This is a genomic window from Sulfitobacter guttiformis (genome assembly GCF_003610455.1).
Lineage (GTDB): Bacteria > Pseudomonadota > Alphaproteobacteria > Rhodobacterales > Rhodobacteraceae > Sulfitobacter > Sulfitobacter guttiformis.
The window spans coordinates 1,661,010-1,682,818 of sequence record NZ_RAQK01000001.1 but is presented as its reverse complement, the minus strand read 5'-3'; the positions used below and the strand labels follow the sequence as shown (position 1 = coordinate 1,682,818).

Annotated in this window: 21 protein-coding genes; 9 read left to right on the top strand and 12 right to left on the bottom strand. The window is 56.3% G+C overall.

Features of this window, described 5'->3' with window-relative positions:
• The first annotated feature begins 8 nt into the window (after positions 1 to 8).
• On the top strand, positions 9 to 1,187 hold the full coding sequence (locus tag C8N30_RS08300) for an ABC transporter permease (protein WP_025064042.1): 1,179 nt from the start codon (positions 9 to 11) through the stop codon (positions 1,185 to 1,187).
• On the opposite strand, the gene C8N30_RS08295 is transcribed toward C8N30_RS08300, so the two are convergent.
• From C8N30_RS08295 to dapE, 5 genes are all read right to left on the bottom strand, one after another.
• Positions 1,176 to 2,393 (bottom strand): lytic murein transglycosylase, encoded by a 1,218-nt coding sequence (locus C8N30_RS08295; RefSeq protein ID WP_025064041.1) that lies wholly within the window; start codon positions 2,391 to 2,393, stop codon positions 1,176 to 1,178. The two genes, C8N30_RS08300 and C8N30_RS08295, sit on opposite strands and share 12 nt — an antisense overlap.
• Before the next feature lie 166 nt (positions 2,394 to 2,559).
• Positions 2,560 to 4,815 (bottom strand): ribonuclease R, encoded by a 2,256-nt coding sequence (rnr, locus tag C8N30_RS08290; protein ID WP_025064040.1) that lies wholly within the window; start codon positions 4,813 to 4,815, stop codon positions 2,560 to 2,562.
• Positions 4,816 to 4,852: 37 nt separating this feature from the next.
• A complete protein-coding gene (locus C8N30_RS08285) occupies positions 4,853 to 5,425 on the bottom strand; it encodes a TIGR04282 family arsenosugar biosynthesis glycosyltransferase (protein ID WP_025064039.1) in 573 nt (190 codons plus the stop codon).
• On the bottom strand, positions 5,422 to 5,832 hold the full coding sequence (locus tag C8N30_RS08280) for a GNAT family N-acetyltransferase (RefSeq protein ID WP_120222865.1): 411 nt from the start codon (positions 5,830 to 5,832) through the stop codon (positions 5,422 to 5,424). Before C8N30_RS08280 ends, C8N30_RS08285 begins: the two co-directional genes overlap by 4 nt.
• A 2-nt stretch (positions 5,833 to 5,834) precedes the next feature.
• A complete protein-coding gene (gene dapE, locus C8N30_RS08275; protein ID WP_025064037.1) occupies positions 5,835 to 6,989 on the bottom strand; it encodes a succinyl-diaminopimelate desuccinylase in 1,155 nt (384 codons plus the stop codon).
• 265 nt (positions 6,990 to 7,254) lie between these two features.
• On the opposite strand from dapE, the gene C8N30_RS08270 reads away from it, so the two are divergent.
• Complete coding sequence (locus C8N30_RS08270; RefSeq protein ID WP_025064036.1) at positions 7,255 to 8,841, top strand: Hint domain-containing protein; 1,587 nt, start codon at positions 7,255 to 7,257, stop codon at positions 8,839 to 8,841.
• Positions 8,842 to 9,936: a Hint domain-containing protein gene (locus tag C8N30_RS08265; RefSeq protein ID WP_025064035.1), complete on the top strand. Its 1,095-nt coding sequence runs from the start codon at positions 8,842 to 8,844 to the stop codon at positions 9,934 to 9,936.
• On the opposite strand, the gene C8N30_RS08260 is transcribed toward C8N30_RS08265, so the two are convergent.
• From C8N30_RS08260 to dapD, 3 genes are read right to left on the bottom strand one after another with little or no spacing between them, the layout of a single operon-like run.
• Positions 9,933 to 10,271, bottom strand: a complete 339-nt coding sequence (locus C8N30_RS08260; RefSeq protein ID WP_025064034.1) for a hypothetical protein — start codon at positions 10,269 to 10,271, stop codon at positions 9,933 to 9,935. The genes C8N30_RS08265 and C8N30_RS08260 overlap by 4 nt on opposite strands.
• Positions 10,272 to 10,284: 13 nt before the next feature.
• Positions 10,285 to 10,641: a hypothetical protein gene (locus C8N30_RS08255; RefSeq protein WP_025064033.1), complete on the bottom strand. Its 357-nt coding sequence runs from the start codon at positions 10,639 to 10,641 to the stop codon at positions 10,285 to 10,287.
• Positions 10,641 to 11,468 carry a 2,3,4,5-tetrahydropyridine-2,6-dicarboxylate N-succinyltransferase gene (dapD, locus tag C8N30_RS08250; RefSeq protein WP_025064032.1) on the bottom strand — a complete coding sequence of 276 codons (828 nt, stop codon included), beginning with the start codon at positions 11,466 to 11,468 and terminating at the stop codon, positions 10,641 to 10,643. The genes C8N30_RS08255 and dapD overlap by 1 nt, the downstream gene beginning before the upstream one ends.
• Before the next feature lie 173 nt (positions 11,469 to 11,641).
• On the opposite strand from dapD, the gene C8N30_RS08245 reads away from it, so the two are divergent.
• Positions 11,642 to 12,484, top strand: a complete 843-nt coding sequence (locus tag C8N30_RS08245) for an LOG family protein (protein WP_025064031.1) — start codon at positions 11,642 to 11,644, stop codon at positions 12,482 to 12,484.
• 16 nt (positions 12,485 to 12,500) lie between these two features.
• Here the strand turns inward: C8N30_RS08245 and C8N30_RS08240 are convergent, their stop codons facing one another.
• From C8N30_RS08240 to C8N30_RS08230, 3 genes are all read right to left on the bottom strand, one after another.
• Positions 12,501 to 12,716, bottom strand: a complete 216-nt coding sequence (locus C8N30_RS08240; RefSeq protein WP_025064030.1) for a hypothetical protein — start codon at positions 12,714 to 12,716, stop codon at positions 12,501 to 12,503.
• A 105-nt stretch (positions 12,717 to 12,821) separates the two neighbouring features.
• On the bottom strand, positions 12,822 to 14,006 hold the full coding sequence (gene rlmN / locus C8N30_RS08235) for a 23S rRNA (adenine(2503)-C(2))-methyltransferase RlmN (RefSeq protein WP_025064029.1): 1,185 nt from the start codon (positions 14,004 to 14,006) through the stop codon (positions 12,822 to 12,824).
• A gap of 97 nt (positions 14,007 to 14,103) precedes the next feature.
• Complete coding sequence (locus C8N30_RS08230) at positions 14,104 to 14,634, bottom strand: invasion associated locus B family protein (RefSeq protein ID WP_051567248.1); 531 nt, start codon at positions 14,632 to 14,634, stop codon at positions 14,104 to 14,106.
• Positions 14,635 to 14,827: 193 nt separating this feature from the next.
• On the opposite strand from C8N30_RS08230, the gene C8N30_RS08225 reads away from it, so the two are divergent.
• The gene (locus C8N30_RS08225) at positions 14,828 to 15,811 is read left to right on the top strand and encodes an asparaginase (protein WP_025064027.1); all 984 of its coding nucleotides are present in this window, start codon (positions 14,828 to 14,830) and stop codon (positions 15,809 to 15,811) included.
• 72 nt (positions 15,812 to 15,883) lie between these two features.
• On the opposite strand, the gene serB is transcribed toward C8N30_RS08225, so the two are convergent.
• On the bottom strand, positions 15,884 to 16,759 hold the full coding sequence (gene serB, locus C8N30_RS08220; protein ID WP_025064026.1) for a phosphoserine phosphatase SerB: 876 nt from the start codon (positions 16,757 to 16,759) through the stop codon (positions 15,884 to 15,886).
• A 157-nt stretch (positions 16,760 to 16,916) separates the two neighbouring features.
• Here serB and C8N30_RS08215 point away from each other — a divergent pair, with 157 nt between their 5' ends.
• The 4 genes from C8N30_RS08215 to C8N30_RS08200 all read left to right on the top strand — a co-directional run bounded on the left by C8N30_RS08215 (position 16,917) and on the right by C8N30_RS08200 (position 21,764).
• Complete coding sequence (locus C8N30_RS08215; RefSeq protein WP_025064025.1) at positions 16,917 to 18,056, top strand: phosphoserine transaminase; 1,140 nt, start codon at positions 16,917 to 16,919, stop codon at positions 18,054 to 18,056.
• A gap of 55 nt (positions 18,057 to 18,111) precedes the next feature.
• A complete protein-coding gene (serA, locus tag C8N30_RS08210; protein WP_025064024.1) occupies positions 18,112 to 19,707 on the top strand; it encodes a phosphoglycerate dehydrogenase in 1,596 nt (531 codons plus the stop codon).
• Between the two features lie 66 nt (positions 19,708 to 19,773).
• On the top strand, positions 19,774 to 20,511 hold the full coding sequence (locus tag C8N30_RS08205) for a metallophosphoesterase family protein (protein WP_025064023.1): 738 nt from the start codon (positions 19,774 to 19,776) through the stop codon (positions 20,509 to 20,511).
• Positions 20,512 to 20,585: 74 nt separating this feature from the next.
• Complete coding sequence (locus C8N30_RS08200) at positions 20,586 to 21,764, top strand: acetyl-CoA C-acyltransferase family protein (protein WP_025064022.1); 1,179 nt, start codon at positions 20,586 to 20,588, stop codon at positions 21,762 to 21,764.
• Positions 21,765 to 21,809: the final 45 nt, after the last annotated feature.

Here is a 21,809-nt window from a genome sequence, read left to right as displayed (position 1 = left end):
GCAGACCCATGGTTGCACTCACACCCATCTCGCGCACCCAGCCGGGCTTTTATGTATCGGTTGTCGCAGCTTTCGGCGCCTTCTTTGGCGTATTTATCGGCACAGGCCACGGCAGCATGATAGCCGGCGTCATTGGCGGCGCGGTCCTTATGGGACTTGCCGCTTTGGCACTCACAAAGGTCGTCAAGAACGAGCGCGCAGGCCGCTGGGGCTTGCTGATACTCGTCGCAATTGCCGGATACGCAGTAGCGGGCTTTCCCGGCCTGTTCATCGGAACAGTTTTAGGATGGTTCTTCGGCTTCATGACCTTCTGGCTCTACGAAGGGCGATACCGCGCAAAAGTGGCACCTTATCTCACCCCCGGTCAGGTATTGTGGCACTTCACGTTCCGAACGCTTTGTGGCGCGATTTTCTTCTTTCTGATCGCACCGATCATAATCGTTATGCCTCTCAGCTTTAATGCCGAGAATTTCTTTACCTTTACTCCTGAAATGCTGCGGTTTGATCCGGCAGGATACTCGCTCAAGCATTACCGAGATTTCTTCACAAATGACGCATGGCAGGACGCCGTAAAGAACTCACTTCGGATCGCGCCTGTTGCGACGCTTCTGTCAGTCGGGTTTGGCACCTTGGCGGCCATCGGGCTGAGCCAACCGCACGTGCCATTCCGCCGTGCGATTATGGCGGTCCTGATCTCGCCAATGATTGTCCCCCTGATCATTTCCGCAGCAGGTATGTATTTTTTCTACAGCCGTGTCGGCCTGCAAGGCACCTACATCGGGGTGGTTCTGGCACATGCTGCCCTTGGCATTCCGTTCGTAATCATCACCGTAACCGCTACGCTTGTCGGCTTTGACAACTCCCTCACCCGCGCCGCAGCAAACATGGGTGCAAATCCTGTAACAACGTTCTTTCGGGTACAGATGCCCCTCATTTTGCCGGGTGTTATCTCTGGCGGCCTGTTTGCATTTATCACGTCCTTTGACGAGGTGGTTGTGGTCCTGTTCGTCGGCTCTGCCGGACAAAAGACGCTGCCATGGCAGATGTTCATCGGACTGCGTGAGCAAATCAGCCCGACAATTCTCGCCGTTGCGACAATACTGGTGTTTATCTCGATCTGTTTGCTTACTGTGGTTGAACTGCTTCGCCGTCGCTCCGAGCGGATGCGCGGTATGTCACCGAGCTGAGCGCAGTCGCTCTAACAAGCGGGGGGAGGCATAGCCGTCCGGCACCTCTCCCTGCGCCAGTTGCCAAGCCCTTACAGCATTAACCGTCAACGGCCCGATCTTTGCGTCAATTTTTTGCGTATCAAACCCCTGTGCTGTCAATTCCGTCTGAAGCTCGATCCGCTCGTCAAAGCTTAGTGCGCGGTCCTGAACTGGCCAAGTTCCCTTAAACGGTGCCGCACCGTTAATCCTGTCCGCAAGATGCCCCACGGCAACTACATAAGCATCGGCAGTGTTATAGCTCTCGATCACCTCGAAATTATCAAACACCATAAACGCCGGACCTTCCGCTCCCGCAGGCAACAAAATGGCTGCCGCGCCATGATCCGGCACCGGTGCACCATTCGTATCCATCACACCCAAAACAGCCCACTCTGACGGCGATTTGGTCATGCTTCGATCAGCAAGCAGATAATTAAACCCTTCCGGCATAACTACTTCAACTCCCCAAGGCTGGCCGGCAACCCAACCATTCGCCTTAAGATATGCCGCCGCAGAGGCCAGCGCATCTTGGGGATCATCCCCCCAGATGTCGCGCTTGCCATCTCCGGTCCAGTCAACCGCATGCGTTATGAATGAGTCTGGCATAAATTGCGTGTGCCCCATCGCCCCTGCCCAACTGCCGTTGAGGTTTCTCAGGTCGGTATCGCCGCTTTGCAAAATGCTGAGCGCTGCAATCACCTGACCCTCGAAAAACGCGGCGCGGCGCGCATCATATGCCAGCGAAGCCATCGAGGAGAGAACCGGGTCGCTACCCCTGAATGTCCCGTAAGCGCTTTCCAGTCCCCAGATGGCGGTCACAATGACCGCCGGTACGCCATACTTCTGTTCTATCGCCTCCAGTGCTTTTTGCTGCGCCTTGAACGCTACTTTACCGTTGTTCACACGCTGATCTGATACAGCCGTCTCAAGGTAATCCCAGATTGTTTTGGTAAATTCAGATTGGTTGCGATCGCGCTCCACCACTTTGGGAACGAAGGTTACATCGGCCATGGCATTGTCAAAGACATCAGGCGCAATGCCGGCTTCTAACGCCTTGGGCCGAAAGGCGGCAATCCACTCTTGCAAGCCCACATCGCTCAGCTGCACAGAAATTTCAGGGAGGATTGTTTGTGCTCGCAGCGGGACCGCCGCAAGCAACAAAACAAGAAGTGAAACACCACGCATATCCGGCCCCTTTTAACTCTATTGTTTCCAATATATCGACAATCAGAGCCGTCTGAAAGTGATCACAACAGTGTTGCGCTGTGTTTAGCGCGCTGACAGCAACAAAAGCATGCCTTCAAGGGGTGGCGTGTTGCGCACCATCGTTAGAGTGGGTGCGCTGCTGAAATTATCGACGGCTTCGGGTTACCTTACGCTTTATCGCGGCCTTCTTGCCCTTGGCTTTGGCGCCTTTGCGACGGGGGCTGCGGCCTGCCGGACTTTGCCGCCCTTGTGGCATCGCGTCGCCGTCGATCTCAAGGAGTTCCAGCGCGATCCCGCCGGTGAGTGGCGTCACTTCGGCCAGCCGGACAGTCACCCGCTGGCCCAAGCCAATCGTCACGCCAGTGTCAGCGCCCATCAGCGTCCCTGCGTCGGCATCGTGGTGGAAATACTCCCGCCCGATATTGCGCATCGGTATCAAGCCATCAGCCCCCGTTTCATCCAGCTTTACAAACGCACCAAAGCGGGCAATTCCGCTGATCCGGCCTGTCATTTCGTTGCCCACACGCTCGGAGAGGTAGGAGGCCAGATAGCGATCGGTCGTGTCCCGCTCCGCGATCATCGAGCGGCGTTCGGTATCCGAGATATGCGCGCCAGTCGCCTCTAGATCAGCGATATCATGTTGCGACAGGCCATCCTTGCCCCAGCCGTGAGCGGTGATCAAAGCGCGATGCACGATCAGATCCGCATAGCGACGGATAGGCGAAGTGAAATGCGCGTAGGACCTTAAAGCGAGGCCAAAATGGCCAATTTGGTCGGGGCCATAATAGGCCTGCGTCATAGACCGCAGAGTGGAGATGTTGATAAGCTCGGCATCGTCAGTTCCTGCCGCCTGCTGTAGAAGACGGTTCAGATGAGCGGTTTGCAGCACCTGCCCCTTAGCAAGCGTGTATCCCGAAGCAGCCGCAGTTTCCCGCAATGCATCAAGTTTCTCAGGCGTAGGCTCCTCATGGGTGCGGAACAACAGAGGTGTTTTCTTGGCGATGAGGGTCTCTGCCGCAGCGACATTCGCCAGCACCATACATTCCTCGATCAGGCGGTGCGCATCCAGCCGCATGCGGAAATTGACAGATCGGACAGTGCCATCATCATCCAGCTCGATCCGCCGCTCGGGTAGGTCGAGGTCAAGCGGTTGCCGCCGCTCTCTCGCTGCAACCAGCGCGCCATAAGCGGCATAAAGCGGTTTGATAACAGTCTCTAACAATTTCGCGGTACGCTCGTTTGGTGTGCCGTCCATGGCATCCTGCACTTCTTCATAGTGAAGACTGGCAGGAGAGCGCATGAGCCCCCGATGAAAATCGTGATTGAGCTTGTTCCCATCAGCGTCCAGTACCATCCGCACCGCAATACAGGCTCGGTCGACCCCTTCGTGCAACGAACACAGATCACCTGATAAAACATCCGGCAACATTGGCACCACGCGGTCGGGGAAATATGTGGAATTCCCTCTTTTCCGCGCTTCACCATCCAGTGCAGAATTCGGCGTAACATAAGCAGAGACATCGGCAATCGCGACCCAAAGTACGTGCCCGCCCTTATTGTCGGGATCGGTGTCCGCCTCAGCAAAACAGGCATCGTCGTGGTCACGCGCATCAGACGGATCAATCGTGACAAGCGGCAGATGGCGCAGGTCTTCACGACCCTTCAATCCCTTTGCCTCGGCTTTGTCCGCTTCGGCGATCACGTCATCTGGAAAATCATCTGGAATAGCGTGCTGGTGGATCGCGATAAGCGACACTGCCTTGGGAGCTGAAGGATCACCCAAACGTTCGATAATCCTCGCGCGAGGTAGGCCCATACGGCCTTTGGGACCGGCAAGCTCCGCCTCGACCAGCTCTCCATCCTTCGCACCGCCCGTGAAATCAGCAGGCACTGCCCATTCTTTATCTGCGCCTTTGTCGATGGGCTGTATCCGTCCGCCCTCGGCGTGTTTTTTAAAGATGCCGACAATTTTCTTTGGGTTAGAGCCGATACGGCGGATCAGGCGGCCCTCGTAATGATAATGCTCCCCCTTCACCAACGTGAGACGCGCCAGAATACGGTCGCCCGCTCCCAGCGCTGGATCGGCAGCACGCGGGATCATTAGAACCAGCGGCTCGACACCTTCGCCGCCCCATTCCATCGGCTTGGCGTAGAGGTCACCGTCACCATCCGGTCCAGTGACCAGCAGCACGCTGACTGGCGGTAAACGCTCGGGATCGTTGTACGATTTCTTGCGCTTCTCCAGATGGCCTTCGGCCTCCAGTTCTTTGAGGATCCGCTTGAGATCAATGCGCGCAGCCCCCTTGATACCAAAGGCCTTTGCGATGTCACGCTTGGCCGTCAGGGTGGGGTTTTCCTCGATCCAGCCGAGGACTTCTTTTTTGGTTGGGATATTGCTCATGGAAGTGGAGGTAGCACGGGCACGGGGTCGCGTCACATTATTTTAAATCGGCGACGGTATCAACGTCACGCAACGTGGCAATGCGGGCGATGCTATGGTCCGGCAGGGTCGCAACTGTATCTGACAATGCATGTGCTGTTGACCAACGGACACCCGCAAAAAGGGTAGAGGGTACCGCACGGATCCGCCGCAGCCCGACCAGCCAATAGCCTCCGTCAGGTGCAGGTCCAAATACCGCATCATGTCGGCCCAGCGCCGCGAAGCCTTCCGCTATGCGTGCTGCATTGATACCAGGGATGTCGCCCCCAATAACACAGACCGGCCCTGTTGGCGCGCTACGCAGCGCCCGCCCCATTCTGTCACCCAAATTGCCATGCCCCTGTGGCATGCGGGCCAGATGTGCAGGCCAGATCCGCGATAAGATCCCGTCACGGTCCGGAGACACGGCCAGCACCACATCCCAGCGTGGATCCTCAATACGACGCAACAAGCTGCGCACTTGATGCCTGAACCACCATGCCGCTGCGACCATTCCAATATCACGCCCCAAACGGGTTTTGACCCGCCCCGCACGCGGCTCTTTGAGCATTACGACAAGGGTGCGTTTCACAGCACGCGCTCCATCATCTGGTGTGGTTCGCCCTCATCTTCGTAGGGTGACCCAAATGGGACAAACCCCAACTTGGCGTAGAAGCCTGTTGCATGGGCTTGCGCGCCGAGAACCGCCTTCGCAGCTCCCTGCCGTGATGCCAACGCAACTGCTGCAGTGATCATCTGCGCCCCCAAACCACCCCCCCGCCGCGCCGAAACAACACAAACGCGACCGATTTTTGCGGTAACTCCGTCGAGGTAAACGCGGGCTGTGGCGATCGGGGTGCCATCATCACACGCCAGCAAATGGTGGCTCAAAGCGTCAAGCGCATCAATCTCGCCTTCGGCGGTATAGCCTTGCTCGATCACAAACACCTCATGACGCAGGGCATAGCAGGCCTGTCTGTCGTCGGTCGTTTCAATCATAATCACGCAAAATAGTCCTGTAAAATGCGTGAATATATCGATTTTAGTTCGTGAATATGGTCAATGCGCACATGCTCGTCCACTTGATGCATCGACTGCCCGACAAGGCCGAACTCAACCACAGGGCAGTGTGATTTAACAAATCGTGCGTCCGATGTGCCACCGGTCGTCGACAACTGAGGTGTGACACCGGTCACAGCCGCGACCGCGTCCGATACCATCGCGGACAAATCGCCCGGCGGGGTGATAAAGCTTTCTCCCGAAATTTTGACATGGGTCTCGACCTGAACACCAAACGCTTGACGAACCGCCGCAACCTCGCCCTCGATCCACTCAGTCAAACTCTCGCCGGAGTGGGTGTCGTTAAACCGGATATTCACGGCCGCAGTACAGTCCGCAGGAATGACATTTGTGGCAAGGTTGCCCGTATCCACAGTCACAACCGCGAGAGTAGAGGGATCAAAATGGTCAGTGCCCGCGTCCAGTTCATGACTGGCCAGCCTGTCCATAAGTCGCATCATCGCGGGAAGGGGGTTATTGGCGCGGTGCGGATAGGCGGAATGGCCCTGCTTACCAATCACCCTGAATTTGACTGTCATTGATCCACGGCGTCCGATTTTGATCATCTCGCCCATCTTCTCGGGGCAGGTCGGCTCCCCCACAAGGCAGACATCCATCCGCTCGCCGTGCCTTTCCATATGCTCCAGTAGAGCAAGTGTCCCATCGACAGATTCGCCCTCTTCATCACCTGTAATCGTGATTACCACAGAGCCATCCGGTGGCGTGGTTTGTACAAAATCAATTGCCGCCGCGACAAACGCTGCGACGCCGGATTTCATATCCGTTGTGCCGCGGCCATACATAATACCATCCTTAATCTCGGCACCAAAGGGGGGCATCGTCCATGCTGCCTCGTCTCCGACGGGAACAACATCTGTGTGGCCGTTAAACCCGAAGCTGCGGGTATTACCCTTACTCCCCCACCGCGCAAACAGATTGCGAATACCACCGCGATCAGCCCAGGCACAGGTGAAGCCCGCCTCGCTCAGAATATCATGCAAAATGTCCAACGCACCGGCGTCCGCAGGCGTCACCGAAGGGCACCGCACCAGTTTCGCAGTCAAATCAACGGGATCAATCGGGGATGTATGCGGCATGGAAACTCTCCTGAAATGGCTCTGCCCCCTTATCCCTGTTGTGGTGAAAAAGTGCCAGCCCTTCGCACCTGCATGAAATCACGCTTCATTTATGTCGAAATTGTGGTAACTTGATCTCATAATAATTGACCCGAGGCAGGGCCAGAGCAGTTTCATCACCTGAAAACAGGGGTGGAATCGTCCGCAAAACGGACAAACGGAACAGAGGTACACCTCTGTCCAGCTGCGTTGCGTGCTGTCTCATTACAAGGTTTGAGGCAGTGATATGGTAGCAGCATCGGAACTTCCGATTTCAACGGTGCGTGAAGGCACCACCGCCACGGATATGGCGAACGAGATTTTTGGAAACGGTGTGACCGTTACCGGTGCCACCTACTATGGCGATATCGACAGCGCGGGCACCTATAGCGGCGGGGATACAAACTCACCCGGGGTGACACCGGGTGCCACCGGTGTGATTTTGTCCACCGGCAATGCTGAGGACTTTACAAACAGTAGGGGCCAATCAAACCAAAGCACCAACACCTCGACCAATACGAGCGGCACGAACAACTTCAACCAGTATAATAATGCTGCCGGCGGTACGACCTATGATGCCTCGACCCTCGACATCGACTTTATCCCTGATACCAACATTCTTACGATGCAATTCGTGTTTTCATCTGAAGAATATCCCGAATTTGCAAACTCGATTTATCAGGATTTCTTTGGCGTCTGGATCAATGGCCAGTTGGTGGAGCATGACGTGGGGGATGGTGAAACCGACCCCTTCAACATTTCGACCACCAACAACATCAACATGTACAACGACAACACCAGCGATGCCTTCAACACCGAAATGGACGGCTTTACGATCACGCTGACACTCACGATGTACGTTAATCCGGGTCAGGTGAACTCGATGCGCATCGCCATCGCCGATGTAGGCGACAGTAATTACGATTCGAACGTTCTTATCGCGGGAAACTCGGTGCAAACCAGACTGGTCGCGCTTTCAGACGATGTAAATGTATACCCCGATGGTACAACCACGCTGAATGTGTTGGCGAACGATATCAATAACGGCCCTGCCGGCAGTACAATGACAATCACTCACATCAACGGGCAACCCGCGACTGTTGGTACCCCCATCACCCTCCCAACGGGCCAGATTGTCACGCTCAACGCGAATGGCACATTCAGCGTGGTCGGTGACGGTGATGAGGAAAATTTTAACTTTACCTATACAATCAGCAACGGGATCGACACTGATGTTGGCTTTGTCAACGCGACCTCGGTGCCATGTTTTGTGGCAGGCACGCTGATCGCCACTCCTGACGGCGATCAATGTGCCGAACGTCTGCTGCCCGGTGATTTGGTCATGACAAAAGATGAAGGCGCGCAGCCGCTGCGCTGGATCGGGACGCGACGTGTAAAAGCAATTGGCGATTTCGCTCCGATCCACATTCGTGCGAACACACTGGGACAGCACCGCGATTTGCTGGTCTCTCCGCTGCACCGCGTGTTGATCAAAGACAATCTGGCAGAGTTATTGTTTGGCGAAGCTGAAGTTCTGGTCGCCGCCCGCGATCTGGTAAACGACTATTCAATCACCCGCCGTGAAGGGGGAGAAGTGACCTACGTGCACCTGTTGTTCGACCGCCATCAGGTCGTGTTTTCCGAAGGACTGGAGACCGAAAGCTTCCTACCCGGCCCACAGACCGCCACCAGCTTCGAGGCGGAAGTGGTCGATGAGATCTATAGTGTTTTCCCTGAATTAGACCCTACTTCCGGCACCGGCTATCCTATTGCTGCGCGCCGTACCCTGAAACGATATGAGGCGGAGCTGCTGCGCGCCGCGAAGGTGGCTTAAATGACCTGGCTTGCAATTACCGACCATACAGACCGCCGCCTGTCCCTGCGCGGACTTGGCCTTGAAAAGCGGGACGAGCCTGTAATCGCGGATGTGCCAAATCAGGTTCTAAACCGCGGCAGCATCATGTTCGAAACGCAAGTGGCCGAAGATAGCAAACCACAGGTCCTGTTCGGGTACACAAATCCGCATCCCAGCCACCGCAGCCTAGTGTTTCAGGCAATCCCGGGTGGCGGTGTTGCAATGGTGCATGTTCAAAGTGATAAAATCGCCCATGCCGCGATTGCACATAAAAACGCAGGCCGTGCTGAAATCCTTCGGCTAACCTATTCGTGGGATATCAAATACAATTGGGGTCGCCTCACCCTTGAACAAGCGGGCGAAACGGCTGTAACCAGTGTCGCGGTAGAAAATCCGTTGCCCCTTACCCTTGATGATCTACGCGATCTGATGCTGGGTCGCGGTCAACAGGATTATGCCGCCGACGTGGTATTCGCCGCTCTATCTGACCAGATCGAGCCTATCGGCGCCAGTCCGACACTATCACCGGATACGCCAGTTGCGACACCGTGGGGGTACCGAAATGTCGGTACGCTAAAGCGCGGTGATACGGTCTATACAGCCGAGGGCGAGGTCGTGCCTGTCTTGCAAACAATATCCCGGACGGTACCTGCGCGCGGCAGTTTTGCCCCAATCCGCATGCGGGCGCCCTATTTCGGACTACAGGACGATATCGTCATCGCCCCTGAGCAACATGTCGTGATCGATGGGCCCGAGGTGGAATATCTGTTTTCGTGTGAAAAAGTGCTGACCCCTGCCCGACATCTGGTCAACGGCTTCGCCGCACGCACCGAAACATGTGGTCATTTGGTGCGCTACACACAGCTTATCTTACCCAACCACGACACAATTCTGGCGGGCGGCGCCCCGCTGGAAAGTCTCTATATCGGGCGTATTCGCCGCGACACGCACCAGCTTGCCTCAAGTGTGATGTTCGGCGTGGATCGCAACGACCTGCCCGAGCATAAGGCTCCCTCTCACAAGGTCCTTAAGTGGTACGAAGCGATCCACCTCGCAAAGCGGCGCGCAGCCTAATCAAAAAATGGCGTCATCTGCGCGATAATAACCGAGTTTTCGTCAAGGGCGCGCATCATCAATGCGCGCTCTTCGTCGTCAATCTCATCACCCTCGGCCTCCCGTTCAGCCAATGTGCCATAGCCCGTAACGTCAAGCGGTGCGGTATCCGCCTGCTTGAGGATTGCAACGGTTTCGCGCACCGCCTCGGCCTCGTCGATGCCGGAGGCAAAGCACATCAATGCAGCCCCGGTGGCCTTCTCCGGCAATCCATCACCGGTTTTTCGCCCGATTTCCACCAGCAGCGTGTAAACCTGCTGACGCGAAGGTTTTTTTGGCTTCTTTTCTTCAGTCATCCCAACGAGATCCTTATTCACATTTGCGCAGCAAGCTGATCCGCGCGCCACTTTGGATCACGGCAATGCCTGTGCCGCTACGCATGATCATTATCCGGCGCTCCCAAGGATCACCATCCGCGCGACAAATCGCATTATAGAGGGTGGCGTTCATACCACTTACAGCCACTGGATCCCGCAGATTGCATCGGGTTCCAATGGCGAAAAAGGTGTTAGAAGTGAGCAATATCGCGCCGCCATCCTTGCCGATAGCCTTACAATCCCAACTGTCACCGCTCGGATGATCAGGCCGATAACGGCCATCGTATGGTCCTGCTCCCACCGCTTTTGCAGTTACAAACAGCACCAGCAGGAGCAGAACAAAACGCATCAATCGCGCAACAACTCGTTGATAGAGGTTTTCGAGCGGGTCTTTTCATCGACCCGTTTCACGATCACCACGCAATAGAGGTTTACGCCGTTTTTGGAGGGCATTGACCCTGCCACCACCACGGACCCTGCCGGCACTTCGCCGTACATAACTTCGCCGGTTTCACGATCAAGAATTTTAGTTGACTGGCCGATGTATACACCCATGCCAAGAACCGAGCCTTCGCGGATTATACAGCCCTCAACCACCTCGGAGCGCGCACCGATAAAGCAGTTATCCTCGATAATTGTCGGACCTGCCTGCATTGGCTCCAGCACGCCGCCGATGCCCACCCCACCAGACAGGTGCACATTTTTACCGATCTGCGCGCAGGACCCGACAGAGGCCCATGTATCAACCATTGTGCCCTCACCCACATTGGCACCGAGGTTCACAAAAGAGGGCATCAAAACCGCTCCGGGCGCGATAAACGCAGATTTACGCACGATGGAGCCTGGAACAGCACGGAATCCTGCCGCTTTCCACTCTGCCGGACCCCAGCCCTTAAACTTGCTATCGACCTTATCCCACCAATTTGTCCCCTGAGGTCCGCCTGACTGCTCGCCCATGTCCTGAATTCGGAAGCCCAGCAGGACAGCTTTTTTCGCCCACTGGTTCACATGCCAGTCACCATTTTCTTGCCGCTCTGCCACGCGCAGTTTGCCAGAATCGAGGGCGGCCAGTGTTGCCTCGATGGCATCTCGGGTTTCACCTGTGGTTGTGGGAGTGATCGTGTCGCGGGCATCCCACGCGGCCTCGATGGCTGTTTCAAGCTGGGCATTGGACATGGCGGAACTCCGTTTGATTGAATTTGATTAGGGGGCGATATACGCGGCCAGGCCGTTCCGTGCAATCCTCACTGCCATTTGATCCATTGACCAAAGCATCCCCGCCAATATCGCGTAGTCAATCAAAGTGTTACCGTGCATGGTACGAAAAACAAACAAAGTCCGAGGAATAAATGAGCAAGAATAATCAAAACCCGTTGCGCCATGCGGAATCCGACATTGAAACAGTCGACGGTATTCCCGTTACCGCCCAGACGCAGGCCCCTGCCTATCAACTGGCATTTACTGATTCCGATTTTATGTGCCGCGAGGAATTGCGTCCTGTCCGCCTTCAGCTTGAGCTGCTCAAACCTCAAATGATGTTGGACGAATATGGTGTGCAGTCGACGATTGTACTGTTCGGCGGAGCGCGCATTCCCGAGCCTGCGAAAAAGGACACCGCCCGCACAAAGACCCTTGCAGATTTATCGCGATTTTACGACGAGGCACGCGAGTTCGCACGGCTCATGACATTGAAATCAAAAGAGGGTGGCGGCCGCGAGGATGTCATCGTGACCGGCGGTGGCCCCGGTGTGATGGAGGCGGGCAACCGTGGTGCCGTAGACGCAGGCGGCGTGTCTATCGGTCTGAATATCGTGTTGCCATTCGAGCAGGCGCCGAACGAATACGTGACACCAGACCTGTGTTTTAACTTCCACTATTTCGCGATCCGAAAAATGCATTTCCTGATGCGCGCAAAAGCGATCTGTGTGTTCCCTGGCGGCTTTGGTACCATGGACGAATTATTCGAGGCACTCACATTGATCCAGACGGGCCGGATGCAGCGGGTGCCGTTCTTGCTGTTTGGCCGCGATTTTTGGCAAAAAATCATCAACTGGGATGCACTTGCCGACGCAGGTACAATCTCTGCCGAAGACCTCGACCTGTTCCGCTTTGTCGAAACTGCAGATGAGGCGATGGAGCTGATTGAAAACTGGGGTGCGCCATCGGTCCGCGATCACGTCCCTGGCCGGTAATAACTTCCGGCGCTGATCAGTGAAACAGCTCGTCGGGAAGTTCGCACAGCGCAACATGGTGGGGCAGCGTTTCGAGAACATGCTTGCCATCTTCGGTGTCGCGGATGGAGTAGCCATAGCCTGCAAGGCGATGCTTCCATTCGCGGGCCGACAAGGCCACTGCACGTTCATGCGCTACAATCTGCATTACCTCCTCGGTAACGAAGGCGTCTTGTTTGATAATGATCGTCATTGTCCGTCTCCTGATTAAGTCATCTCAGGAAACAGTCTGTTTGCTTTCGGTGGCAGGATTCGGTTCCGATTGTGGCAGAACCAAGATTTTTAAGCCTGCCAGAAGTTAGTGTTGACCGGTGCCGGCTTCCGCTTCGATCTGGCGTTTAGACTTACGGGCGCGCTCTGTCTCGGACTTGAGCTGGCCACACGCCGCCATAATATCCTCGCCCCGTGGCTTGCGCACAGGCGAGGCATATCCTGCAGCGTGCACAATATCAGAGAAAGCGCGAATGCGGTTATTGCTCGAGCGTTTGTAGGGGGCGCCGGGCCATTCATTGAAAGGGATTAGGTTAATCTTGGCAGGTATGCCTTCGATCAGCTTCATCAGGCGGTGCGCGTCTTCGTCACTATCGTTGACGCCGTGCAGCATCACGTACTCGAAAGTAATACGCTCGGAGTTGGACAGGCTCGGGTAGGCGCGCAGCGCGTCGAGCAGTGCCGCGATATTCCACTTCTTGTTAATCGGCACGAGCGTGTCGCGCACCTCATCGGTGGTGGCATGGAAGGACACAGCTAGCATGCAGCCAATCTCGTCGGCGGTACGCGCAATTTCCGGCACCACGCCAGACGTGCTCAGGGTGATACGGCGGCGCGAAAGCTGGATACCCTCGGGGTCCATAGCTATCTTCATCGCGTCCCGCACGTTTTCGAAATTATACAGCGGCTCACCCATGCCCATCAGAACAATGTTCGAAAGCAGACGCGCCTCATAGGTCCGCGTACCGCTTTGCGGCCATTCGTCCAGATCGTCGCGGGCGATCATCACCTGACCAATGATCTCGCCTGCAGTCAGGTTCCGCACCAGTTTCTGCGTACCCGTATGACAGAACGAGCACGTAAGCGTGCACCCGACCTGAGAGCTGATGCACAGCGTTCCGCGGTCCGTCTCGGGGATGTACACAACCTCGACCTCGTGACCGCCGGCAATCCGCACCAGATATTTGCGAGTGCCATCCGCACTTATCTGTTTGGTCACGACTTCGGGCACAGCCACAACAAAATGCTCAGCTAGTTCGGCGCGGAAGGATTTGCTCAGGTTGGTCATGGCGTCAAAATCACGCACACCCCAGTTGTAAATCCACTGCCATATTTGGCCAACACGCATCTTTGCCTGCTTTTCAGGCGTCCCTATGGCGATCAATGCATCACGCATGCCATCGCGGGTCATTCCCACAAGGTTCAACGGCCCCGCAGGTAATTTGCGCGGGATAGTATGAACGTCTTGGGTGATTGGTGCGGACATGATTATGATTCCTCGTAGGGTTATGCGGTATATAGGCGCTCAGCCCCGAAAATGAAAACAGCCCCGCCAATCAAGGCAGGGCCGCATAAACGATTGGTAGCAATTAGCCGCCGCAGCGCTTGGCCGCATCCTCCACCGCTGCGGTAAACCCGAGCAGCGAGAAAGTATCGTCTGTTTGCGTTCCGCGGCCTGACCGACCTGTTAGCTTCGCGTCAGAGCCCCGCTTCATCGCTGCAATGATTTGCGAATCGTCCGATGCACTTGCCGGCCATGCCCATTCCCCTTCGGTGAACAGCTCGAACTTGGTGCCCGAAATATCGATCGTTACCGTGGAGCCGCTCGCAAAAGGATAGCCGCCGGTGAATGCAACCTGACCGCTTGCGCCAGCACTTGGCCGGTAAAATACCATCAGCAAAATCTGACCACGGTTCACCGCCACGACACGTCCATCGCGCGAGTTCACTGTTTCCTTGGGCGTGGAGACACCCCAACATTCAGTCGGGTTATCCTCTACAAACACGCTCCAGTCGGTTTTCGCAGCGACGCGGTTGGTGCTCTGGCTCTGTGCCAGCGCACTGCCTGCGATCAGGCCCGCCATGAGTGCGGTCGCTACACCCGTTTTAAAAAATGCCATCAGTCCTATTCTCCAGCCGTCCTGTTGCCTCAACATGTATCCGAAACCTTGCACTAGCCGCTTTTGAATGGGCCATTCTTTCACAATGGTTTAAGCTCTTCTCGACAACAAACACCATAACGCGAAAGACGCGAGTGGTGAAACCCCGCATTGGCAGGTTTTCGCCCATAAACGCAGTAAAAAGGAACCAAACATGACCGCTCCCGCACCCTTTGCCGAAATCTGGCGTGGCCAATTTCTGGAAAGCGTCCATTCCGGCCACGCTGTCATCTGTGATGCCTCTGGCGAGATCGTCGAGGCATGGGGTGATCCAGACGCGGTCGTACTCGCCCGCAGCTCGTCGAAGATGATACAGGCCCTACCACTGGTGCGCTCTGGTGCCGCAGATGCTTTCGGTCTTGGCACGCGCCAATTGGCGCTCTCATGTGCATCGCATCAGGGGGCGCAGATCCATCTCGACGGTGTGGGCGCATGGATCAAAGAGTTAGGCCTGACCGACGACGATTTTCGCTGTGGCACCGAAGAGTCGCGCGATCGCGAAATTATGGAGGCGCAGATCCGCGCTCATGAGACGCCCTGCCGGATTCACAATAACTGTTCTGGGAAACATGCGGGATTCCTGACCTTGTCAAAACACCTTGGTGGCGGGCCGGATTATGTGGCCCCCGATCATCCGGTACAACGCGCCTGCCTTGAAGCCTTCGAGGAGGTCACAAATCAAACCAGCCCCGGATTCGGGATCGACGGCTGTTCGGCACCCAACCATGCAGCCACCCTGCACGGTTTAGCCCGTGCCATGGCCCATTTTGCCGCCGCACCGGAAGGCAGCGCCGAAGAACGGCTACATCAGGCCATGCGCATGCATCCCGACCTCGTCGCTGGCGAAGGCCGCGCCTGCACCGAATTGATGCGCGCCTGCGAGGGTAAAGTCGCCTTGAAGACAGGCGCAGAGGGTTTCTTTATCGCTATCATCCCCGAAAAAGGGCTTGGCATTGCGCTTAAAGCGGCCTGCGGCACAACCCGCGCTGCAGAAGCCGCAATTGCCGCCCTGCTTGTGCGCCTCGGTATGCTTGACCCGAACCATCCTGCCGCGCTGAAGCGAATTAACAAGCCAATCACAAACTGGGACGGCCTCACCACCGGCATCTTGAAACCCGCCGCAGGTCTTCTGGCCTAAGCGCAGGGAAATCAATCATACAAAAAACTCCGGGGATCTTCTTTCCCGGAGTTTATCACGGTAAATTTACGTTCAGCTCACAAATTCCGACTGCGTATAACCCTGCACGAACAACAGTGCCGTCAGATCACCGAAATTGATCCGCACGTCACATTGCGCAGCGACAGCGGGCTTGGCGTGCAGCGCGACACCCATACCGGCGCGGGTCAGCATGCCCAGATCATTGGCGCCGTCGCCCACCGCGATCACCTCGTCCTGCCCAATCCCGAGCCGCGCTGTTATCTCGTTGAGCGCGTCAACCTTGGCCTGCTTACCAAGGATCGGCACGCCTACCTCTCCGGTGAGTACACCTTGCTTTATCACCAAAGTGTTGGCACGATTTTCGTCAAAGCCGAGAAGCGTGGAAATCCGCGCGGTGAACGCCGTGAATCCGCCAGATACCAGCGCGGCATGAGCGCCATTAGCCTTCATCGTTGCAAGCAAAACCTTGCCTCCAGACATGAGCGTAATCCGCTCGGCTAGTACCCTTCCAATTACTGCGTCAGGCAGACCCTTGAGCAGACCGACACGCTCCCGCAGGGCACCGTCAAAATCGATCTCTCCGTTCATGGCCCTAGCGGTGATGTCTTTAACCTGCGCGCCAACGCCCGCCTCATCGGCGAGTTCGTCGATACATTCCTGCTCGATCATGGTGCTGTCCATATCAGCCAGCAGCATCTTTTTGCGCCGACCTGATGTAGGAACTACAACCAGATCCACGCCCATCGCCTGACAGCTTTCCCATACCTGCTCTCGGTTTTCGGGCATGGCGGGCACTGCAAACTCTGCCGCTTCGTCTGGTTTAAGCCATACTGCCTCACCGCCGCCCCATGCATTTCGCAGCGACTCAACAAGGGCAGGGTCAAGATTGCGCCGATGAGGCGCGCACAAAAGCACAACGGTCAGCATATGCGGGTTTCCGATCAGCGTCAGGGGCGTCGCAAAAAAGCGATCGAGCGGCGGTTTAGCGATGTTTCCCAGCTTGTGCCAGAACCGAATGGCCCGTAAACGCATCTACGGGACACCCTTCCCCAACGAAGGGCGATTATCTGAGAGGATAGCATAAATGGCTATTACCGCACCGACCACGCGACCAATGAATCCGCGTTTTTCTTCTGGCCCTTGCGCCAAACCCCCCACATTTGATCTGGCAAAACTCTCTGACGCGCCACTGGGCCGCAGCCATCGCGCCGCACCCGGCAAGGCCAAGCTTTTGGCTGCGATCGAGACCACGCGCGACGTTTTAGGCATACCTGCCGATTACCAAATTGCCATTGTACCTGCATCCGACACAGGCGCCTATGAAATGGCGATGTGGAACCTGCTGGGCGAACGCCACGTCGAGATGCTCGCATGGGAAAGCTTTGGCTCCGGTTGGGTTACCGATGCACTCAAACAGCTCAAGATTGATGCGACCGAGAAAACCGCCCCCTACGGTGAGATCGTAGATCTTGCGGGCGTTAACTTCGATAACGACGTCTGCTTTACCTATAACGGCACAACCTCCGGTGTACGCGTTCCTGCGTCTTTTGAAATACCAGCGGACCGTGCGGGCCTGACGCTCTGTGATGCGACCTCTGCCGCGTTTGCGATGGACCTGCCATGGGACCGTTTGGACGCCACCACCTTCAGCTGGCAAAAGGCGCTGGGCGGTGAGGCGGCGCATGGCATGCTGATCCTGAGCCCGCGTGCAGTAGAGCGGTTGGAAACCTATAAGCCCGCATGGCCCCTACCCAAAATTTTCCGCCTGACCAAAGGTGGCAAGCTGATCGAGGGTATTTTTAAGGGCGAGACAATCAACACGCCTTCCATGATGTGTGTCGAGGATTATCTCTTTGCGCTCGAATGGGCCAAATCTGTGGGCGGCCTCAACGGGATGATCGCCCGCGCTGACGCCAATACCGCCGCGATAAATGCTTTTGTCGAATCGCACGACTGGATCAATTTCCTCGCGGTTGATCCGGCGACGCGCTCCAACACTTCTGTCTGCCTCAAGTTTACGGACGAACGGATTGCGGACGGTGCGGCATTTGCAAAAGCAGTGGCAAAGCGTCTGTCAGATGAGGATGTCGCGCTGGATATCGGGGCTTACCGTGATGCGCCTGCGGGACTGCGGATATGGTGCGGCGCCACTGTTGAAACATCGGATATCGAAGCGCTTCTGCCTTGGCTGGATTACGCTTTCAACGCCGAGCTTAACGCATAATTTCGCGGGGGATATTCCCCCGCCACTCTCCCCCTAATTCATAAGGACCACACACATGGCTCCCAAAGTACTCATATCCGACAGCCTTAGCGATGCTGCTGTTCAAATCTTTAAAGACCGCGGTATCGATGTTGATTTCCAACCCAATCTGGGTAAGGACAAGGATGCCCTCCTTGCCATTATCGGCAATTATGATGGCCTCGCCATTCGCTCAGCGACCAAAGTAACCGAAAAAATTCTGGCTGCTGCACCGAATCTCAAAGTTATCGGCCGCGCTGGGATCGGCACCGATAACATCGACAAGGATGCCGCCTCCAAACAGGGCGTGATCGTCATGAACACGCCCTTCGGCAACATGATCACAACAGCAGAGCATGCCATCGCCATGATGTTTGCGGTGGCGCGCCAGATTCCAGAGGCATCCGCCTCAACCCATGCTGGAAAGTGGGAAAAGTCCGCATTTATGGGTGTGGAGCTGACCGGCAAAACGTTGGGCGTTATCGGTGCGGGCAACATCGGTGGGATCGTGTGCGACCGCGCACGGGGCCTGAAGATGAAAGTCGTGGCTTATGATCCCTTCCTCGGTGAAGAAAAAGCCGCCAAGATGGGTGTGGAAAAAGTTGAACTGGAAGAACTGCTCAAGCGCGCTGACTTCATCACGTTGCACGTGCCGTTTACAGAGCAGACAGCAAACATCCTGAGCCGCGAAAACCTTGAGAAAACCAAAAAGGGCGTGCGCATCATCAACTGCGCCCGTGGCGGTCTGGTCGATGAAGAGGCGCTAGCCGATTTGCTGAAATCAGGCCACGTTGCGGGTGCCGCGTTCGATGTATTCAAGGTGGAGCCTGCAACCGAGAACCCGCTGTTTAACCTGCCTAACGTAGTCTGCACACCGCACCTTGGTGCTGCCACAACCGAAGCCCAGGAAAACGTAGCCTTGCAAGTTGCAGAGCAGATGTCTGACTACCTGCTGACGGGCGCGGTGAGTAACGCTCTTAACATGCCATCGGTCACCGCCGAAGAAGCGCAGGTGATGGGGCCATGGCTCAAACTATCGGGCCACCTTGGCTCCTTTATCGGGCAGCTGACGGACGAGCCAATCAAGGCCATCAACATTCTGTATGACGGTGTCGTATCCGAGATGAACCTCGATGCGCTGAACTGCGGTGTAGTTGCCGGTATCATGAAGCGGGCCAATCCGGACGTGAACATGGTCTCAGCACCAGTTGTAGCAAAAGAAAAAGGAATCCAGATTTCAACAACAAATCAGGACAAATCCGGAGCTTTTGATGGTTACGTAAAAGTCACGGTTGTCACCGACAAGCGCGAGCGGTCAATCGCGGGAACGGTATTTTCGGACGGCAAACCGCGTTTCATCCAGATCAAGGGCATCCAGATCGACGCCGAGGTCGGCCGCCACATGGTCTATACGACCAACGAGGACGTGCCGGGAATCATTGGTGCACTGGGCCAGACTATGGGCGAGAACGGCGTAAACATTGCCAACTTTACCCTTGGCCGTGCCGGTGTGAAGGGCGAGGCGATCGCGCTGTTGTATGTGGACGAGCCTGTGCCCGCGCCCGTTGTAAAAAAGCTGCACGATACCGGCCTGTTTACCCAGATCAAGCTGCTGGAATTCGACGTAGCATAACGTAACCCACACACGTACATAAAGGCGCGGCTCTAACAGGGTCGCGCCTATTTTATTGGAGGGTTTATGACCGGACCGATTTACGCAGTTGGTGATATCCACGGCCAGCACACCGAGCTTCTTCGCGTGCTCGATTTGATCGAGGCGGACGGCGGACCTGAGGCACAGGTCGTTTTTATCGGGGACTACACAGATCGCGGCCCCTCCTCCTGCGATGTTCTAGATACGCTAATAAGCGGTCTGTCGGCGGGCAAAAACTGGCACTGCCTGAAGGGCAACCATGACCGCATGTTCAGCTGGTTCATGCGTGACTATCCTGTGCATGACGCATATCTGCCGGTATATCTTTATTGGCTGCACGAGCGTTTGGGCGGTGACAAAACAATGGCTTCCTACGGGGTGAGCATGGTAGGGACAGATCGCCAGACGGACGTCCACGCGCGCGCCAAAAGTGCAGTACCGCAGTCCCATATTGATTTTCTGAATGGCCTCGATCTGAGCTTCGAAACCGAGCATTTGTTTTTTGCACACGCAGGCATCCAGCCCGGCATCGCGCTGGGGGTACAGTCCGAGCACGACCTGCTGTGGATCCGCAAAGAATTTCACGTGGACACGCGCGATCATGGCAAGGTCATCGTACACGGGCACACGCCTGTCGAAACGGCGACCCACTATGGCAACCGGATCAATATTGATGCCGGTGCAGGCTATGGCAGGCCACTGACCGCCGTTGTCATCGAGGGAACGACATGCTGGTCCCTGACCGATCAGGGACGTGCGCTTTTGAACCCAGCGCATACTTAGTCCTGACGGAACGTTCCGGCTGACAACCGCGCAGTTGCTTTCTAGGCTGCCTTCGAAACACAAGGAGACAATTCATGTCAGACGATATCGTTATTCTGAGCGGTGTACGCACCGCAATCGGGACATTCGGCGGCGCGCTTGCCGGTACCCCAGCGACCACCCTTGGCGCGACTGTTGCGCGCGAAGCACTATCTCGGGCGGGTGTAGAGGGCGGCCAAATCGGACATGTCGTCTTTGGAAACGTTATCAACACAGAGCCGCGTGACATGTATCTCAGCCGCGTTGCCGCAATGGAGGCGGGCGTGCCCGATGCCGTGCCTGCAATGAACGTCAACCGCCTCTGCGGGTCCGGCGTTCAGGCGATTGTATCCGCCGCGCAGTCGCTGATGCTGGGCGATGCAGATTTTGCACTCGCTGGTGGGGCAGAAAGCATGAGTCGCGCACCATACATCCTGCCCGCTGCACGTTGGGGGCAAAAAATGGGCGACATGCCCGTGCTCGATATGCTGCTGGGGACACTGAATTGTCCCTTCGGAACAGGGCATATGGGGATCACAGCCGAGAATGTCGCAGGCGAGCACGAGGTGAGCCGTGTCGAACAAGACGCCTTTGCCATGCAGTCACAGGAACGGGCGGCCGCGGCCATCGCAGCGGGGCATTTCACAGGGCAGATCGTACCAATTGATGTGCGCAAAGGCCGCGATACTGTCGCGTTTGATCGCGATGAGCACCCAAAGGCCACCACGCTGGACAAGTTGGCAGGGCTGCGGCCTGTGTTCCAAAAGGACGGCTCCGTAACAGCAGGTAATGCTTCGGGCATCAATGACGGTGCGGCAGCGCTGATACTGGCCCGCGCCTCGTCTGCAGCGGCAAATGGTCTGCGCCCACTGGCAAGGATCATCGGGTATGCCCATGCAGGTGTGCGCCCCGAAGTGATGGGGATCGGACCGATCCCGGCAGTGACCAAACTGTTTGAGAAAACGGGCTTGGGGCCGGATGATTTCGACGTGATCGAAAGCAACGAGGCATTTGCCTCCCAAGCGCTGGCAGTAAGCAAAGCGCTCGGATTTGATCCTGCAAAGGTGAACCCGAACGGCGGCGCAATAGCACTGGGGCATCCGGTGGGGGCCACTGGCGCCATCATCACGGTCAAAGCGCTGCACGAGCTTGCGCGGACCGGTGGCAAACGTGCACTGATCACGATGTGTATTGGCGGCGGTCAAGGAATCGCGCTGGCCATTGAGCGCATCTGAACAATAACGGCAGGCAGGGAACAATATGCCCTGCCTGCCTTCAGC

Coding starts and splice junctions, on each gene's coding strand:
- C8N30_RS08300 (WP_025064042.1), top strand. CDS start 9: ATGGTTGCACTCACACCCATCTCGCGCACCCAGCCGGGCTTTTATGTA.
- C8N30_RS08295 (WP_025064041.1), bottom strand. CDS start 2,393: ATGCGTGGTGTTTCACTTCTTGTTTTGTTGCTTGCGGCGGTCCCGCTG.
- rnr (WP_025064040.1), bottom strand. CDS start 4,815: ATGAGCAATATCCCAACCAAAAAAGAAGTCCTCGGCTGGATCGAGGAA.
- C8N30_RS08280 (WP_120222865.1), bottom strand. CDS start 5,832: ATGATTGAAACGACCGACGACAGACAGGCCTGCTATGCCCTGCGTCAT.
- dapE (WP_025064037.1), bottom strand. CDS start 6,989: ATGCCGCATACATCCCCGATTGATCCCGTTGATTTGACTGCGAAACTG.
- C8N30_RS08270 (WP_025064036.1), top strand. CDS start 7,255: ATGGTAGCAGCATCGGAACTTCCGATTTCAACGGTGCGTGAAGGCACC.
- C8N30_RS08265 (WP_025064035.1), top strand. CDS start 8,842: ATGACCTGGCTTGCAATTACCGACCATACAGACCGCCGCCTGTCCCTG.
- C8N30_RS08260 (WP_025064034.1), bottom strand. CDS start 10,271: ATGACTGAAGAAAAGAAGCCAAAAAAACCTTCGCGTCAGCAGGTTTAC.
- C8N30_RS08255 (WP_025064033.1), bottom strand. CDS start 10,641: ATGCGTTTTGTTCTGCTCCTGCTGGTGCTGTTTGTAACTGCAAAAGCG.
- dapD (WP_025064032.1), bottom strand. CDS start 11,468: ATGTCCAATGCCCAGCTTGAAACAGCCATCGAGGCCGCGTGGGATGCC.
- C8N30_RS08245 (WP_025064031.1), top strand. CDS start 11,642: ATGAGCAAGAATAATCAAAACCCGTTGCGCCATGCGGAATCCGACATT.
- C8N30_RS08240 (WP_025064030.1), bottom strand. CDS start 12,716: ATGACGATCATTATCAAACAAGACGCCTTCGTTACCGAGGAGGTAATG.
- C8N30_RS08230 (WP_051567248.1), bottom strand. CDS start 14,634: ATGGCATTTTTTAAAACGGGTGTAGCGACCGCACTCATGGCGGGCCTG.
- C8N30_RS08225 (WP_025064027.1), top strand. CDS start 14,828: ATGACCGCTCCCGCACCCTTTGCCGAAATCTGGCGTGGCCAATTTCTG.
- serB (WP_025064026.1), bottom strand. CDS start 16,759: ATGCTGACCGTTGTGCTTTTGTGCGCGCCTCATCGGCGCAATCTTGAC.
- C8N30_RS08215 (WP_025064025.1), top strand. CDS start 16,917: ATGGCTATTACCGCACCGACCACGCGACCAATGAATCCGCGTTTTTCT.
- serA (WP_025064024.1), top strand. CDS start 18,112: ATGGCTCCCAAAGTACTCATATCCGACAGCCTTAGCGATGCTGCTGTT.
- C8N30_RS08205 (WP_025064023.1), top strand. CDS start 19,774: ATGACCGGACCGATTTACGCAGTTGGTGATATCCACGGCCAGCACACC.
- C8N30_RS08200 (WP_025064022.1), top strand. CDS start 20,586: ATGTCAGACGATATCGTTATTCTGAGCGGTGTACGCACCGCAATCGGG.